The 13,689-nt window shown below is 66.1% G+C and carries 14 protein-coding genes; 8 read left to right on the forward strand and 6 right to left on the reverse strand.

Annotation, left to right across the window (positions count from 1 at the left end; translation table 11 throughout):
* Positions 1-17: 17 nt before the first annotated feature.
* Entirely contained in the window at positions 18-1,097 is a 1,080-nt protein-coding gene (locus tag Q0925_RS09845) for a glutamate--cysteine ligase (RefSeq protein WP_299334828.1), read from the reverse strand.
* A gap of 336 nt (positions 1,098-1,433) precedes the next feature.
* Here Q0925_RS09845 and Q0925_RS09850 point away from each other — a divergent pair, with 336 nt between their 5' ends.
* Positions 1,434-1,733: a PadR family transcriptional regulator gene (locus Q0925_RS09850; RefSeq protein WP_299334831.1), complete on the forward strand. Its 300-nt coding sequence runs from the start codon at positions 1,434-1,436 to the stop codon at positions 1,731-1,733.
* 74 nt (positions 1,734-1,807) lie between these two features.
* Here Q0925_RS09850 and Q0925_RS09855 read toward each other — a convergent pair whose 3' ends face one another.
* Genes Q0925_RS09855 through Q0925_RS09870 form a run of 4 tightly spaced genes read right to left on the reverse strand, consistent with a single transcriptional unit; the run spans position 1,808 to position 4,291 of the window.
* On the reverse strand, positions 1,808-2,089 hold the full coding sequence (locus Q0925_RS09855) for a hypothetical protein (RefSeq protein WP_299334833.1): 282 nt from the start codon (positions 2,087-2,089) through the stop codon (positions 1,808-1,810).
* On the reverse strand, positions 2,086-2,757 hold the full coding sequence (gene tenA / locus Q0925_RS09860; RefSeq protein WP_299334836.1) for a thiaminase II: 672 nt from the start codon (positions 2,755-2,757) through the stop codon (positions 2,086-2,088). Before tenA ends, Q0925_RS09855 begins: the two co-directional genes overlap by 4 nt.
* A gap of 47 nt (positions 2,758-2,804) precedes the next feature.
* Positions 2,805-3,449: a fibrillarin-like rRNA/tRNA 2'-O-methyltransferase gene (locus Q0925_RS09865; RefSeq protein ID WP_299334839.1), complete on the reverse strand. Its 645-nt coding sequence runs from the start codon at positions 3,447-3,449 to the stop codon at positions 2,805-2,807.
* Complete coding sequence (locus Q0925_RS09870) at positions 3,446-4,291, reverse strand: NOP5/NOP56 family protein (RefSeq protein WP_299334844.1); 846 nt, start codon at positions 4,289-4,291, stop codon at positions 3,446-3,448. The genes Q0925_RS09865 and Q0925_RS09870 overlap by 4 nt, the downstream gene beginning before the upstream one ends.
* 125 nt (positions 4,292-4,416) lie before the next feature.
* Between Q0925_RS09870 and Q0925_RS09875 the strand changes: the two genes are divergently transcribed.
* From Q0925_RS09875 to Q0925_RS09890, 4 genes are all read left to right on the forward strand, one after another.
* On the forward strand, positions 4,417-5,256 hold the full coding sequence (locus Q0925_RS09875; RefSeq protein ID WP_299334847.1) for a hypothetical protein: 840 nt from the start codon (positions 4,417-4,419) through the stop codon (positions 5,254-5,256).
* 213 nt (positions 5,257-5,469) lie between these two features.
* Entirely contained in the window at positions 5,470-5,871 is a 402-nt protein-coding gene (locus Q0925_RS09880) for a hypothetical protein (RefSeq protein ID WP_299334850.1), read from the forward strand.
* A gap of 219 nt (positions 5,872-6,090) precedes the next feature.
* Positions 6,091-8,229 carry a catalase/peroxidase HPI gene (gene katG / locus Q0925_RS09885; protein WP_299334852.1) on the forward strand — a complete coding sequence of 713 codons (2,139 nt, stop codon included), beginning with the start codon at positions 6,091-6,093 and terminating at the stop codon, positions 8,227-8,229.
* A gap of 229 nt (positions 8,230-8,458) precedes the next feature.
* A complete protein-coding gene (locus tag Q0925_RS09890; RefSeq protein ID WP_299334855.1) occupies positions 8,459-9,433 on the forward strand; it encodes a transcription initiation factor IIB in 975 nt (324 codons plus the stop codon).
* A gap of 3 nt (positions 9,434-9,436) precedes the next feature.
* Here Q0925_RS09890 and Q0925_RS09895 read toward each other — a convergent pair whose 3' ends face one another.
* On the reverse strand, positions 9,437-9,988 hold the full coding sequence (locus Q0925_RS09895; RefSeq protein WP_299334858.1) for a hypothetical protein: 552 nt from the start codon (positions 9,986-9,988) through the stop codon (positions 9,437-9,439).
* Between the two features lie 74 nt (positions 9,989-10,062).
* Here Q0925_RS09895 and Q0925_RS09900 point away from each other — a divergent pair, with 74 nt between their 5' ends.
* From Q0925_RS09900 to Q0925_RS09910, 3 genes are all read left to right on the forward strand, one after another.
* Positions 10,063-10,554, forward strand: a complete 492-nt coding sequence (locus Q0925_RS09900; protein ID WP_299334860.1) for a hypothetical protein — start codon at positions 10,063-10,065, stop codon at positions 10,552-10,554.
* Complete coding sequence (locus Q0925_RS09905; protein ID WP_299334862.1) at positions 10,551-11,099, forward strand: hypothetical protein; 549 nt, start codon at positions 10,551-10,553, stop codon at positions 11,097-11,099. The genes Q0925_RS09900 and Q0925_RS09905 overlap by 4 nt, the downstream gene beginning before the upstream one ends.
* Positions 11,100-11,202: 103 nt before the next feature.
* A partial coding sequence (locus Q0925_RS09910; RefSeq protein ID WP_299334864.1) for an AAA domain-containing protein occupies positions 11,203-13,689 on the forward strand: 2,487 nt, incomplete at its 3' end.

Consider the following 13,689-nt stretch of genomic DNA (forward strand, 5'->3'; position numbering starts at 1 on the left):
GACCGGGGACAAACCGGTTACGATCCGAGAAGGATCGACTCGCGAAGCGCCTCGGCGCCGCCGTTGTCGTGGACCCGCCGTTGTCTCGCGGCCCCGCTCGGTTCGTCGAAGACGGTCCCGAGTCCGTCGACGCCGAGACGGTCGCTCTCGTCGTCAACGAGCGTCGCGACCGACTCGGTTCCCTCACCCGACCGCGCGACGAACTCGGCGTCGTGGCCGTAGCGCATGGCACGCCACTTGTTTTCGTCGAGAACCTCACGACGGAGCGTCTGGAGCGACTCGTTGTCGGCGTAGCGCTCGGCGAGGTCGACAACGAGTGCGTGGACGTACTCGGCAAAGGCGAGAACGCGGCCGGGGTCAGCCTGTGCGTCCGGCGTGCGCACCTCAACGGTGCCGTGACCGGTGTGGGGTCGGACGTCGTACCAGAGTTCGCCCCGGTCGTTGATCGACCCGGTGTCGACCATGCGCCGTTCGAACCGGCGGTAGGCATCGAAGTCCTCGAACGCGGTCGGGATGCCGGTGTTCGGGAGGTTCTCGAACACATTCGCGCGGGCGGAGGCGAGGCCGGTGTCGAAGCCGTTCCAGAACGGCGAGTTCGCGGAGAGCGCGAGAATGAAGGGGAGATACCACCGGAGGCGATTTGCGATCCATGTCGCCTTGTCGGCGTCGTCGACGCCCACGTGGACGTGCAGGCCCGACGTGATGTTCCGGTGTTGTGGGTACCGGATGCGGTCGAGTTGGGCGCGGTACCGGGGCTTGGTCGCGTGGTCGAGTTCTCGCCACCTCGCCGTGGGGTGCAGTCCCGCGGCGGCGATCCGGTAGCCGTGGTCGGTCGCGTGGCGGACCAGCGCCTCCCGGATCGTCGCCAACTCGTCGGCGGCGTCGCTCGGCCGTTCGATCACCGGTGTCTGGGTTTCGATGGTGAACTGAAACAGTTCGTGATCGAGTCGATCGACGAGCGGTTCGGGTGGCTCGCTCCCGTAGATCAGGTCGTCGATGCCTGCGGCCGGCCGTCCCGCGTCGTCAACGATGTAGAACTCCTCTTCGATACCGAGCGTCCCCATCCGGGTGAACGCATCCCGCGAGCCGAGATCCATCGACGCCCGCTTCGTCGCCGTCGATTAAATAAGTCGCGGACGTCCTCGGCGCCGCCGGCACCAACGGATGGACACACGTCGTGACGACGGGCCGGTCCGCCGCTACCCCGCCCCCGTCGTCGGTCCGGCGTCGACGCGCCGTTCGCCGGGACGGTCCCCAGTATCAGCGGTCGGTGACGTTCCGTTTTCCGACCCCCCGAACTCACTCGTTGTGCTCGGCTAAATGTCGGCTGATCCGGCGTCTCGGACCCCGTTGGGCCTGATACTCCATAGTTGAGCGGGACACCGCCCTTCCGCGACAGACATATTAGTATCAAGATATAACCGAATGTAGATATGCACGATCTGACCGGGTTCCAGCGAGACCTCCTGTACGTGATCGCCGGACTCGACGAACCCCACGGACTCGCAATCAAGGAGGAACTCGAAACCTACTACGAGAGCGAGATTCACCACGGCCGGTTGTACCCGAATCTCGACACGTTGGTCGAGAAAGGACTCATCGACAAGGGACAGCGCGACCGTCGAACCAACTACTACACTCTCACCCGCCGGGGCCGACGCGAACTCAAAGCACGCCGCGAGTGGGAGAACAAGTACGTGGCGGATCTGATCGAAGAAGCGACCCCGGCCTGACCGACCGGCAGGGAACGCTGGGGGCGCCCCGTTGGCCACCACGGTTCTCTCACCATCCGACCTGTCGTCGGTGTTCAGTCCCCGTCGACCGAAGAACGAACGTCCTCGGTCGCACGTTTGGCAGCGGCGACGTGATCGTCGACCGTCTCGTTACCGGTTGTTTCCACCTCGTCCAGTAGCTCCGCCACCTGTCCGACCCGTTCGGCGACGACGGGTTCGGGAAGGTCGGCGTCGACGAGGTCGGCTGCGACGGCCGCCGCCTCGCCCAGTAGCCGGCCAGCGGCCGGAGCCACCGGCTGTTCCTCGGTCGCTTTGAGGTGGTCGTGGAGTCGTCGAACATCGTCGTCAACGCTCATGGCCCCGCCGCCCACCTCTCTCGATGCCACGCGGCGTCCCAGAACCGGTACTCGTAGCGGGCCGAGGTGACAAACAGGTCGCGGTAGCGTTTTCGGTCCGTCCCCGTCGCGTCGGCCGCCACCTCGTCCAGCAGGTCCTTACACCACACCGTCAGTTCGGAGAACTCCTCGCCCGCGTACGTCCGGATCCACTCCGCGTACCGGTCGTCGTCGGGAAGGCCGTCCGCTCGGAGGCGTTTTGCTGTCTCGTTGAACCCCCACATACACGGGAGCAGAGCGGCCACCAATTCGCCGAAGGTGCCGGTGGCGGCCGTCCGAACGAGAAAGTCCGTGTACGCCCGGGTCGTCGGCGACGGTTCGGTCGCCTCCAGTTCGGGTTCGTCGATGCCGAACTCGGCGGCGTACGCCCGGTGGAGGTCCATCTCCGTGTCGATGGTTTCGTGGAGGAGTTCGGCGAACGTCCCCATGTGCTTGAGCGTCGGTGCCGTCGCCGCACCGTAGGCGAACACCCGAGCGTAATCGATGAGATACACGTAGTCCTGGCGGACCCAGTACTCGAACGGCTCCGTGTCGAGGCTCCCGTCGCCGAGACGACTCACCATCGGGTGGTCGACGATGTCGGCCCACAGGTCGTCGGCGACCGGTTGTAGCTCGTCGGTGAACGACATACGTGACCGATGCGGGGCGGCGGTCAAAGAATCTTCGACGAGTTATATTAATCGATTGTATCGGGGCGAGGACGAGCGATGACGGCGAGATGGTCGTCGTGATGACGGTCCAGTCGGGCCGTCTCCAGAACCTCGTACGCGTCCCGGAGGTCGTCGAGAACCGCCGCGAACACGTTCTCGGGCGCGGCGGTCACGTCCTCGCTCCGGGCCTTGATCGCCGCGATGAGTCGTCCGTCGGGCCGGAGGAACTGCCGGTTACGGGCAGCAACACGGGCCTGCCCGCGCGTTGCCACGTCCTGTACGATCGCGTCTAGTCCGGATTCGACGACGTGTGCGTACGCGTCGGGGCGGCGGGCGTCTTTCAGGAGGGGAAAGAGGTTTTGACGCTTGGCTGCCACGCCGACCAGGTCGCGTGCGGGACGGGGTGCGAACTCGACGGCGTACGTCGGACCACAGAAGTCGGCGATGTGGCTCGCGGTCGTACCGCTTGCGGCCCCGAGATACAACACGGCGTCCCCGCCGGCGAGGCCGGTGTCCACCCCGAGTTGCAGCATCGCGCCGACCTTCGACCGGCCGGCGTCCCACAGTCGCCACGGACCGTCCGTCGGTTCGCCGTACACCGGTTCACCGCGGGTCGCGAGACGCTCGTGACCGTCGAACCCCTGACGCTCGACGCCGTCCGGAAGGCTCACCCGTCGGCCCTCGCTCTGATCGTCGCGATCCGGTCGTCGAGTTCCTCGTGGAGGTCGGGCCTGAGGTCGCCGGCGTAGTGGTCGATCCGGGCGGCGATTGCGAGTTTGCCCGCGAGCGCGCGGGCGGCCGACCCCCGATCCTCGGGCCGGGTGTTACGGACGTAGTCGTGGGTGTATATGACGCCGTGTTTCGGCGAAGGGGCGCGTCCGGAGAGGTGTGCGAAGAGGGCGTCCTCGGCCCCGAGAACCTGCACCGTCCCCGAGGGCTTTTTACAGAGGTCTTCGAGGCCGCCAGCGAGGGCGATGAGACGGGCGGCGAGCACCGGTCCGGCCATCCGGCTCAGGTTCGGTGCGACGGCCGGCGCAGCGCGTTCGATATACGACCGGAGCGCAACGGCCTCATCATCGAGGGCGGCGACCCGTTCTGCAAGCGAGACGGCTTGGCGCTCGGCCGGCGTCTCCGGACTGCGGTTCACGACCGCACGCGCACCATCGACGCCGGCCGGCGCGTCGTCGAACAGCGCACCGGCCCACTCGGCGACACGCTCGGCGAGTTCGTTCGCCGTCCGTTCGGCGTCGTCCATGGCCCGGACGCCGTATTTCAGCTGCTGATCGCCCGCCCGCTCGCGGTCCCGAACGGCCGCCCGCGTTGTACTCACCGTGGCTCCGTGGAGGCGGTCGTAGTACTCGTCCTCGTCGGCGGCGAAGCCCGCCTCGACGGCGTGGGTGGGCCAGTCAGCCGGTTCGTCCGCCTGCCCGCCATCGATGGCGTTACACGCTGCGTCCTCGTCCCCGGAGTCCACACCGTGGAACCAGGCAGGCCCGGGAGGTTCGTCGGTCATGCCCGGAGTATGGATCCCGGCTCGTAAATGCGCTTCCGATGCGGTTGCGGCCCTGCCCCCGTCGGTGCCGGCACTCGCCGGCGTGTGTCCGGACGTATTTGTTCACGGGGACGAACAGTTCGGGTATGCGCCGGCGTGTCGACTCGTTACGGCCGCTCCGTTTCGGTGTCTCCGCGCTCCTCTCGGTGGTCGGGGTGTCGGTCGGCCTGTACACCCTCCCTCGGTCGACGAAGGTCGATCTCGCCTTGCTCTACTCGCGGGCGGACTACGTGTCGTTGTTCGCCAGCCACTACACGCATTTCAGTCTCGATCACCTGCTGACGAACCTTGCCGTCTTCGTGTTGCTCGAACCGCTCGCGCTTGGCCTTGCTCTCTCCGCCGACGACGACTGGCTGTTCGATGTCGCGACCGCGACGTATCTCCTCGTCTTCCCGCCGATCCTCTCCGGGCTGAACCTGCTCGTCGTCAGATCCCGTCCCGGGATCGGATTCGGCCTCTCGGGGATCAACATGGCGTTTTTGGGGCTTCTCGCGGTTGCCTTGTTCCGGTGTCTCGGGGCCGTCGACGACCGGGTGCACCCCGACGACGCACTCGCGTTGTTTTTTGTCGGGAGCGGAATCGCGGCAGGGCTGGCGGTACCGCTCCGGTGGGTCAGCCTCCCCGTCGTGGCGGTCTCGACCGCGGCGGCGGCCGCGTACCTCTACGGGATCCACCGCCGGGTCGACGGTCTTGCCAATCTCGGACAACGGGTTCACGCCGACGGCCACAGCGCCCTCGTCGCCGCGGCGTTGATCGTCTACCCGGGCGTCGCCGTCGCCGGCTTTGCCCCCTCAGGCGACGCCGGCGGGACCGTCGTCAACTTCTACACCCACTTTCTCGGGTTCGGTCTCGGCTTCGGTGCGGCGTACCTGACCCCGCGCTCTGAGGGTCTCCTCGACGGGCTCCGATCCCGTCGGAGCCGGTAGATCACCCCTCAGGCGAAAGGCGTGGCAAAGTTTAACAAGGTAGCCCTCGTACCACAGTTCGATGACGGGACGGTCGATGCTGACGTGTGAGCAGTGTGAACAGCGTGTGAGTCCGATTTCCTACCGGGCGTCGTGCCCGGACTGTGGCGGTAGTCTGCGTCGCCGAGTACAGTAGCCGACACGCTTTCATCGGCCGAGCGCCGTGTTCGACCGATGGCGGACCCGGCCGATCCGACGATCATCGACTCCATCGCGGTCACCGTTGACGACGTAGTTACCGCTCTCGAAACGAACCGACGGACCGACCGCCGGATCGTTCTCCGGGTTACACCGCCGTTCTCGGCTCGGATGCGGGCGCGCCTCCACCGTCCGGAGGGGAAAATCGACGACGCCGTCCATCTCAATCCGGAACACCTCGTCGACGACCCGCCGCAGTACCCACACCCCGACGAGACCCGTGACCCCGATGGGTCCTACGCACCCGAACGGCACCACGAACGCCACACGGCCGCCGTTCGGGCGTGGCGGGAGGCGGTCAGGGAGACGGTGGTCAACGCCGTCGACATCCCGACCCAGGCCGGTCCCCACCGAGTCGTGGTCAAACCGCTCGGTTGACCGTAACGCGGTCGCTCGCCGCGGACGACCTGGATCTCGGGCCCGTTTTCGCTCGACAGCGGTGGAATATCCGGCCCCACCGGGCGACAGACCACGGATGCGAAGGCTGATTCCCGGCTAATAGAACATTCCCGAATCATGCAGATTGTTTGGTCGGCGACAAAAATTTCCTTTCCGAATTGGACAGGGTTAATATGCAGAAGAAGCAATCAAGAGATGATGAGTAAGTCCAATCAAGACTGGTGGCCGAACAGGCTGAACGTGGACCTCCTTGATACGAACGCTCGGGATGTCGGGCCGTACGGTGAGGACTTCGAGTATGCCGAAGAGTTCCAGAAACTCGATCTCGACGAGGTGAAAGCCGACCTCGAAGAGTTGATGACGTCGTCGGAGGACTGGTGGCCCGCCGACTACGATCACTACGGACCGTTCTTTATTCGGATGGCCTGGCACAGCGCCGGCACGTACCGCACCGCCGACGGCCGCGGCGGCGCGGCCGGCGCGCGACAACGTTTCACACCCATCAGCAGTTGGCCCGACAACGCGAATCTCGACAAGGCCCGCCGTCTGCTTTTGCCGATCAAACAAAAGTACGGTCGCAAACTCTCGTGGGCCGATCTGATGATTCTGGCGGGGAACGTCGCCATCGAGTCGATGGGGTTCCAGACGTTTGGCTTCGCCGGCGGTCGCGAGGACGACTTTGAACCGGACGATGCCGTCGACTGGGGACCCGAAACGGAACTGGAGACTCAGGAACGCTTCGAGGAACCCGGCGAGATTATGGATGGACTCGGCGCGTCGGTCATGGGACTCATCTACGTGAACCCGGAGGGGCCGAACGGAAACCCGGACCCGATGGCGTCGGCGAAGAATATCCGCCAGACGTTCAGCCGCATGGCGATGAACGACAAGGAGACGGCCGCACTCATCGCCGGCGGGCACACGTTCGGGAAGGTCCACGGTGCCGACGACCCCGAGGAGGCCCACGAACCCGAACCCGCGGCGGCCCCCATCGAGAACATGGGGTTGGGCTGGCAGGACGGGGAAACCGCCGCCGAGGAGGGTGTCACCACCAGCGGCATCGAAGGTCCGTGGACCGCCTCCCCGACCGAGTGGGACATGGGGTATGTCAACAACCTGCTCGAATACGAGTGGGAACCGGAGAAGGGGCCGGGCGGCGCCTGGCAGTGGACGCCCAAGGAGGGCGAACTCGTCGACCCCGCACCCGGCGCACAGAACCCCGACGAGGAGGTCACGCCCATGATGCTCACGACCGACATCGCGCTGAAACGTGATCCGGACTATCGGGAGGTCATGGAGACGTTCCAGGAGAACCCGATGGAGTTCGGGATGGCCTTTGCGAAGGCGTGGTACAAACTCACCCACCGCGACATGGGTCCACCCGAACGCTTCCTGGGCCCCGAGGTTCCAGACGAGACGATGATCTGGCAGGACCCCCTCCCCGACGCCGACCACGATACCGTCGGCGACGAGGCGGTCGAGGAACTCAAATCACGGATTCTCGACACCGACCTGTCCACCAGCCAACTCGTCAAGACGGCCTGGGCGTCGGCGTCCACGTACCGCGACAGCGACAAGCGCGGTGGCGCAAACGGCGCTCGTGTCCGTCTCGAACCCCAGCGCAGTTGGGAGGTGAACGAACCGGCCGAACTGGCGACGGTCCTCGAGACGCTCGAGGGCATCCAGGCTGAGTTCAACGCCTCGCGGTCCGACGGCGTGGCAGTTTCGCTCGCCGATCTGATCGTTCTCGGTGGCAACGCGGCCGTCGAACAGGCGGCGGCCGAGGCCGGGTACGACGTGGAGGTTCCGTTCGAACCGGGACGTACGGACGCCTCACAGGAACAGACCGACGTCGAGTCGTTCGAGGCGCTCAAGCCCAGAGCCGACGGGTTCCGGAACTATCTCCGCGACGATGTCGAGGAGACGCCGGAGGAACTGCTCGTCGACAAAGCCGAACTGCTGAATCTGACGGCGACCGAGATGACGGCGCTGGTTGGCGGGATGCGCGCACTCGGCGCGACCTACCAGAACTCGGACTACGGTGTCTTCACCGACGAACCGGGAACGCTGACCAACGACTTCTTTATGACCCTGCTCGATATGGACTACGAGTGGGAACCGGTCCCCGGAAACGAGAACCTCTTCGACGGCTACGACCGCGAGACGGGTGAGGCCGAGTGGGAAGCGACCCGCTTCGACCTCATCTTCGGATCGAACGACCGGCTCCGTGCCATCTCGGAGGTGTACGGCTCCAGCGACGGCGAGGCGGAGTTGGTTCACGACTTCGTGGACGCGTGGAGCAAGGTGATGCGGCTCGACCGGTTCGACCTCAACTGAGCCCGGTCGGCCCCGTCGTGTTATCGGCGACCGACGAACACAATCCATCGGCGGCTTCTCGGCGCCGACGGCCGGTCCACACGGACGAAATCACGCGTGTTCGACCGTGACGAACCGGTATGAGAGCCGTTGCCTCGGTGGCTTTTTATTCTTTCATCACGCACATTTTGTAAGGACACTTCTCACCGAACGTCTCTCTGTTTCTCCCCGGTGAGGGTGCCCGCCCACAATGAGCGACACCACGACGTACACCACGACGAAGCCGAGTGAGCGAGAACAGGATCGAACGGACGAAAAGCAGACGGAGTCGGTCACCTGCCCCGAGTGTAGCGGGAGTCTCGTCACCGACGAGGAACACGGTGAGACGGTGTGTTCCGACTGTGGACTCGTCGTCGAGACCGACGAAATCGACCACGGCCCCGAGTGGCGGGCGTTCAACGCCAGCGAGCGCGATTCGAAGTCACGGGTCGGCGCACCGACGACCCAGATGATGCACGATAAGGGGTTATCGACAAACATCGGCTGGCAGAACAAGGACGCCTACGGCAAGTCACTGAGTTCGAGCCAGCGCGAGAAGATGCAGCGTCTACGCACCTGGAACGAGCGGTTCCGCACCCGAGACTCGAAAGAACGCAACCTCAAACAGGCACTCGGTGAGATCGACCGCATGGCCTCGGCGCTTGGCCTCCCCGAGAACGTCCGCGAGACCGCCTCGGTGATCTACCGCCGCGCACTCTCGGAGGATCTCCTCCCCGGTCGCTCCATCGAGGGCGTCGCCACGAGCGCACTGTATGCGGCCGCCCGACAGGCCGGCACCCCACGGTCGCTCGACGAGATCGCCACCGTCTCCCGCGTCGAGAAGATGGAGTTGACGCGGACGTACCGCTACGTCGTTCGCGAGCTCAAACTCGAAGTCAAGCCGGCGGACCCCGAGCAGTACGTCCCGCGGTTTGCCTCCGACCTCAACCTCTCGGAGGAGTCGAGCCGACAGGCCCGTGAACTCCTCCAAGCGTCCCGCGAACGGGGCGTCCACAGCGGCAAGAGTCCGGTCGGCCTCGCCGCCGCGGCCGTCTACGCCGCCGCCCTTCTCACCAACGAGACGGTGACCCAAAGCGAGGTCAGCGAGGTTGCCAACATCTCCGAGGTGACCATCCGCAACCGATACAAGGAACTGCTCGAAGCGAAAACAGCCGAGGCGAACTGAAACTTACTGGAACCCGCGGTCGACCCCTTCGGTCTCGATGAGGTCGTCGAGTTCCGCCGACAACAATGCATCCGCCTCCTCGAACGTCTCCGAGAGCGCGTCGAGTTCGTCCGGCCGGTCCGACAGTTCGAATTCCATCGGGCCGTAGGCCGGGCTGTCGATGGCGTCCATCACGTCGGTAAAGAGATCCTCCGGTGTCGTCGGCGCCTCGGCGTGGACCTTGATCGTCTCCGCGAGTCTCCGGGCGGTCGATTCGGCTTCTTTCTCGTTCTCCGGGGGCGACTGGACGGCGAACCGGCGATCGAGGTCCTCGCTCGGAAAGTACGGGTCGATGCCGTTGTCGACCTTTCGGGCGACCTGTGCGCCGACCCCCCGGACGTCGTAGGGGTTTTTGGCGTACGTCTTGAGGTGGTACACCCCGGTGCTGGGGTGGCCAAGATACAGATCCTCGCCGACACCGTCCCGACGCTGTCCGGCGATGGCCCGCCACCCGTCGGGGTCGGTGCTCCCGTCGGTCACATCGTCAAGGATATCCTGCCACTCTCTGATCCGCATAGATCGGTGTTGGGAAGCGACCGAGGTTAGCCTGTCGGTCGTCGGGACGCGCACATTCATTGTCCGCGGGACGTATGCTCGGCACGATGCCGGAGATAGAGATCACGCCCGAACAGGAAGAGCGCCTGCGCGCATTACAGGAGAACATCGCGCAGGACGTGGTCGGCAAGTACGGGCACGTCCGCCCGTGCGACGCCGTTGAGTATCTCCTCGATCGGTACGAGGCGGACAACGCCGACGCCGCGGATGCCGGTGTGGCGACGACGGCCGACGCCGAGACCGGCCCGTCGTCCGACGAATCGGGTGGGACGACGACGGACACAGCCGACGAGGGGAGCGACGCCGCCACCGACGGCGACGCGGACGAGGACTCCGGCGGCGGCGGGGACAGCGGCGGCGATGACGCCATGCTGAACGAGATGATGAGCCTGCTCGACACCCACGACGACAAGTGGGGCGAATCCTCGGGCGACGAGCGGTACGCGGTCGAACTCTCGGACGATTCGACCGAGCACGTTCGGACCAAAGACGACGTGAAGGCGCTGTTGTTCAAACACTATCGATGAGCGGACTCGTGACCCGGATCCGGGAGTGGGTTGGCTCGTTGTTCGGTGGAGCCGACGAGAACGACACCGCGGCCGACGAGCCACGGACCGAACGGGGAGGGGAAAAAAGAGGGGGCGGCCCGGACATCACACACCGCGACGACCGACCGCTGGAGACGCCGGACGTGTCGCCGCGGGCGGCCAACGCCGTGACCGCCTCGGAGCCAGAGCCAGAGACAGCGGCCGGAGCGGTGACCTCACAGGATGACCCACCTAAACTCTCGACCGACGCCGGTTCCGGTTCGGTGGTCGTCACCGGCCCGGAGGCGGGGACGGAGTCGGCGGGGCAAGCGGGTCCCGACGACCGAAACGTCCCGACGGATGACCCGGCGACCGGCGCGGGGAACCGGACAAACGACGCCTCCGGCACACCGGCGACCGACACCGCCTCTACATTCGAGTGTGCGGTGTGTGGCACCGGCGTCGACGGCCCGGCACACTCCTGCCCGCTCTGCCGGTCGGACGAGGTGGTGCCCGTGACCGAGTCGCCACGACGGGAGTCTTGATCAGACCGGGTTCGGGTGGCGGTCCGGACGTGTCCACACGCCACGCGCCCCGTATCCGCCGCGCGACGCAGGGTTTTTCGCCGCCGCCCACCGACCCCCGGGCGTGAACGTTCGCGGGACGATCCTTGAGGTGGGCGATGTGCGAACCGTCTCGACGGAGTACGGCGAGCGTGACCTCGTCGAAACGACGGTCCGGCCCGACGTGGGTGAGGATGTGAAGGTGGCGACCGACCGCGAGGCCGTACCCGTGATGCTGTGGGGGAAGTGGACCCACACCGCCGACCACGCCGCCGAGGGGATGGACCTCCTCGTCACCGACGCCGAGCCACGAGGCGACGGCTACACCACCACGGGCGACTCCTACGTCGTTCTCGAACCCGACTTTCTCGTCGACGTGACCGACGTGCGCTCGTGGGTGCAGTGTCCCCGGATGTACTACCTGAACAAGCTCTCGGGCGTTCCCCTCGCGTACCCGGTGGTCAAAGGGACCATCGTTCACGAGGTGTTCGGCGACCTGCTCCGGGGTCGCGACCTCGATTCTGCCGTGGCGGATCACGTCGAGGCCGCGGGGTTGGAACTCGGACTGCTCGGACGTGAGGCCGAGGAGGTGCGCGACGAGGTGCGGCGCAACGCCGCCGCCATCGAGAACTGGCTGGCACAGGGCACCCTCACCGACGAGGACGAGTGGCGTTCCGAGTACACCCTGATCAGCCCCACCTTCGGGATCAAGGGCCGCGCTGACGCCCTCAGACGGGGGATGCCGGTCGAGCTCAAGACGGGAAAGAACACGAACCGCGACCCGCGGTTTCACGACAAGATTCAGGCGGCGACGTACGCACTCCTGCTTGGCGAGTCCGGCGACCCGCCCGACACCGGGACCTTGTTGTACACCAAAAACGCGGCCCTCGACCGGAGCGAGACGAGCGGGGACCTCTCGCCGGCAAAGGAGTTCACCGTCGGTCGTGGACTGTTGGAGTTCGTCGTTCGGACACGAAACGAAATCGCGGCGGCCGAGGCCGAGCGCCGCGTCCCGACCGGGTACGAGGCCGACGCACGCTGTGACTGGTGTTTCGAGCAGGACACCTGCATGGTCGTTTCCGGCCGCCTCAACCAGGAGTCGAAGGCGGGGCAGGTCGGGACGGCCATCCCCCAGGCGGAGCGATCGTATTTCGAGACGTTCTACCACGCTATCGAGGACGAACGCCGCGCGGTCCACGCGGAGTACCGCAAACTCTGGGAGCAACGCGCCAAAGAACGGTTCGACGACGACCGCGCGCTGATCGACCTCAAGCCGACCGGCCGCCGGGAACTGCCCGGCGGCGAGTGGGAACTCCGCGCTCGTGTCCCCGACGACGCGGTGTCGAAACTCCGCGAGGGGGACGTGGCACTCGCCAGCGACGGCGATCCGGTCGGTGGCGACGCGGAACTCGGTCGGATCGAGTCGTTGGACGGGGAGGCGGTCGTCCGAACCGACGAACCGCTCGATCTGTGCCGACTCGACGTCTACCCCTCCGAACTCTCCGTCTCACGACAGTTGACGGCGTTGCACGACACCCTCCTAAAAACCGACTCCGATCGTAAGGACGTACTCTTTGGCCGACGTGCCCCCGAGTTTGACGAGATAACGGGGACGTTCGTCGACAACAACGATGCACAGAACGAGGCGATCCGACGGGCGCTGGGAGCCGAGGATTTTGCCCTGATCCACGGCCCCCCAGGGACGGGCAAGACCTACGCCATCGCCCGACTCGTTCGAGAACTCGTCGCCCGCGGTGACCGCGTCATTCTTTCGGCGTTTACGAACCGCGCGGTCGACAACGCCCTCGAGGCGCTCCGCGATCAGGGGTTCGAGGCCGTGGCCCGCGTCGGAACGGCGACGGGCGTCCGCGAGGATATGCTCGACCTGCGCCTCGAACGGCGGGGTGAGCCAAACGAGCGGGCGGCCCGCCTCCGCGAGTCGCCGGTCGTCGCCGCCACCACCGCGACCTGTGGTTCGCGGACGCTTTGCGAGGAGTCGTTCGACGTCGCGGTGGTCGATGAGGCATCGCAACTGACCGAACCGGGAACGTTCGCGGCGATCAACCGCGCCGACCGGTTCGTCCTCGTCGGCGACCACCAGCAACTCCCGCCGGTCGTCCGGTCGGGCAGCGACCGCCTCGCGCGCTCGCTGTTCGAGCGCCTCCGCGACGAACACCCGGAGGCGTCGGTCATGCTCGATAAGCAGTACCGCATGAGCCAGCGTATCCAAGCTTTCGCCTCCGCGGAGTTCTACGACGGAGCGCTCCGCCCGGCGACGCCCACGGTGGCTGGCGGAACGTTGGCAGACCTCCCCGGCGTCGACGGCAACACACTTTCCCCCCACCTCCGCGACGGCGTCCGGTTCGTCGACCCCGACGGTCGTCGCGAGGGAAACGCCAACCCGGCCGAGGCCGACCGTGTCGCCGCCGTGGTGGCGGAGTATCTCGATGTCGGCGTTGACCCAGAAGACGTGGTGGTGATCGCGCCGTTTCGCGCACAGGTCGCCGAGATCAGCCGCCGGGTCGATGTCGCCGTCGACACAGTCGACCGCTTCCAGGGGTCGAGCGCCGAG

The organism is Haloplanus sp., from assembly GCF_028275055.1.
In the GTDB taxonomy this organism is placed as follows: Archaea; Halobacteriota; Halobacteria; order Halobacteriales; family Haloferacaceae; genus Haloplanus.

Excerpts from the sequence above, each read along its gene's own strand:
- Q0925_RS09845 (WP_299334828.1), bottom strand. The coding sequence starts at position 1,097 with ATGGATCTCGGCTCGCGGGATGCGTTCACCCGGATGGGGACGCTCGGT.
- Q0925_RS09850 (WP_299334831.1), top strand. The coding sequence starts at position 1,434 with ATGCACGATCTGACCGGGTTCCAGCGAGACCTCCTGTACGTGATCGCC.
- Q0925_RS09855 (WP_299334833.1), bottom strand. The coding sequence starts at position 2,089 with ATGAGCGTTGACGACGATGTTCGACGACTCCACGACCACCTCAAAGCG.
- tenA (WP_299334836.1), bottom strand. The coding sequence starts at position 2,757 with ATGTCGTTCACCGACGAGCTACAACCGGTCGCCGACGACCTGTGGGCC.
- Q0925_RS09870 (WP_299334844.1), bottom strand. The coding sequence starts at position 4,291 with ATGACCGACGAACCTCCCGGGCCTGCCTGGTTCCACGGTGTGGACTCC.
- Q0925_RS09875 (WP_299334847.1), top strand. The coding sequence starts at position 4,417 with ATGCGCCGGCGTGTCGACTCGTTACGGCCGCTCCGTTTCGGTGTCTCC.
- Q0925_RS09880 (WP_299334850.1), top strand. The coding sequence starts at position 5,470 with ATGGCGGACCCGGCCGATCCGACGATCATCGACTCCATCGCGGTCACC.
- katG (WP_299334852.1), top strand. The coding sequence starts at position 6,091 with ATGAGTAAGTCCAATCAAGACTGGTGGCCGAACAGGCTGAACGTGGAC.
- Q0925_RS09890 (WP_299334855.1), top strand. The coding sequence starts at position 8,459 with ATGAGCGACACCACGACGTACACCACGACGAAGCCGAGTGAGCGAGAA.
- Q0925_RS09895 (WP_299334858.1), bottom strand. The coding sequence starts at position 9,988 with ATGCGGATCAGAGAGTGGCAGGATATCCTTGACGATGTGACCGACGGG.
- Q0925_RS09900 (WP_299334860.1), top strand. The coding sequence starts at position 10,063 with ATGCTCGGCACGATGCCGGAGATAGAGATCACGCCCGAACAGGAAGAG.
- Q0925_RS09905 (WP_299334862.1), top strand. The coding sequence starts at position 10,551 with ATGAGCGGACTCGTGACCCGGATCCGGGAGTGGGTTGGCTCGTTGTTC.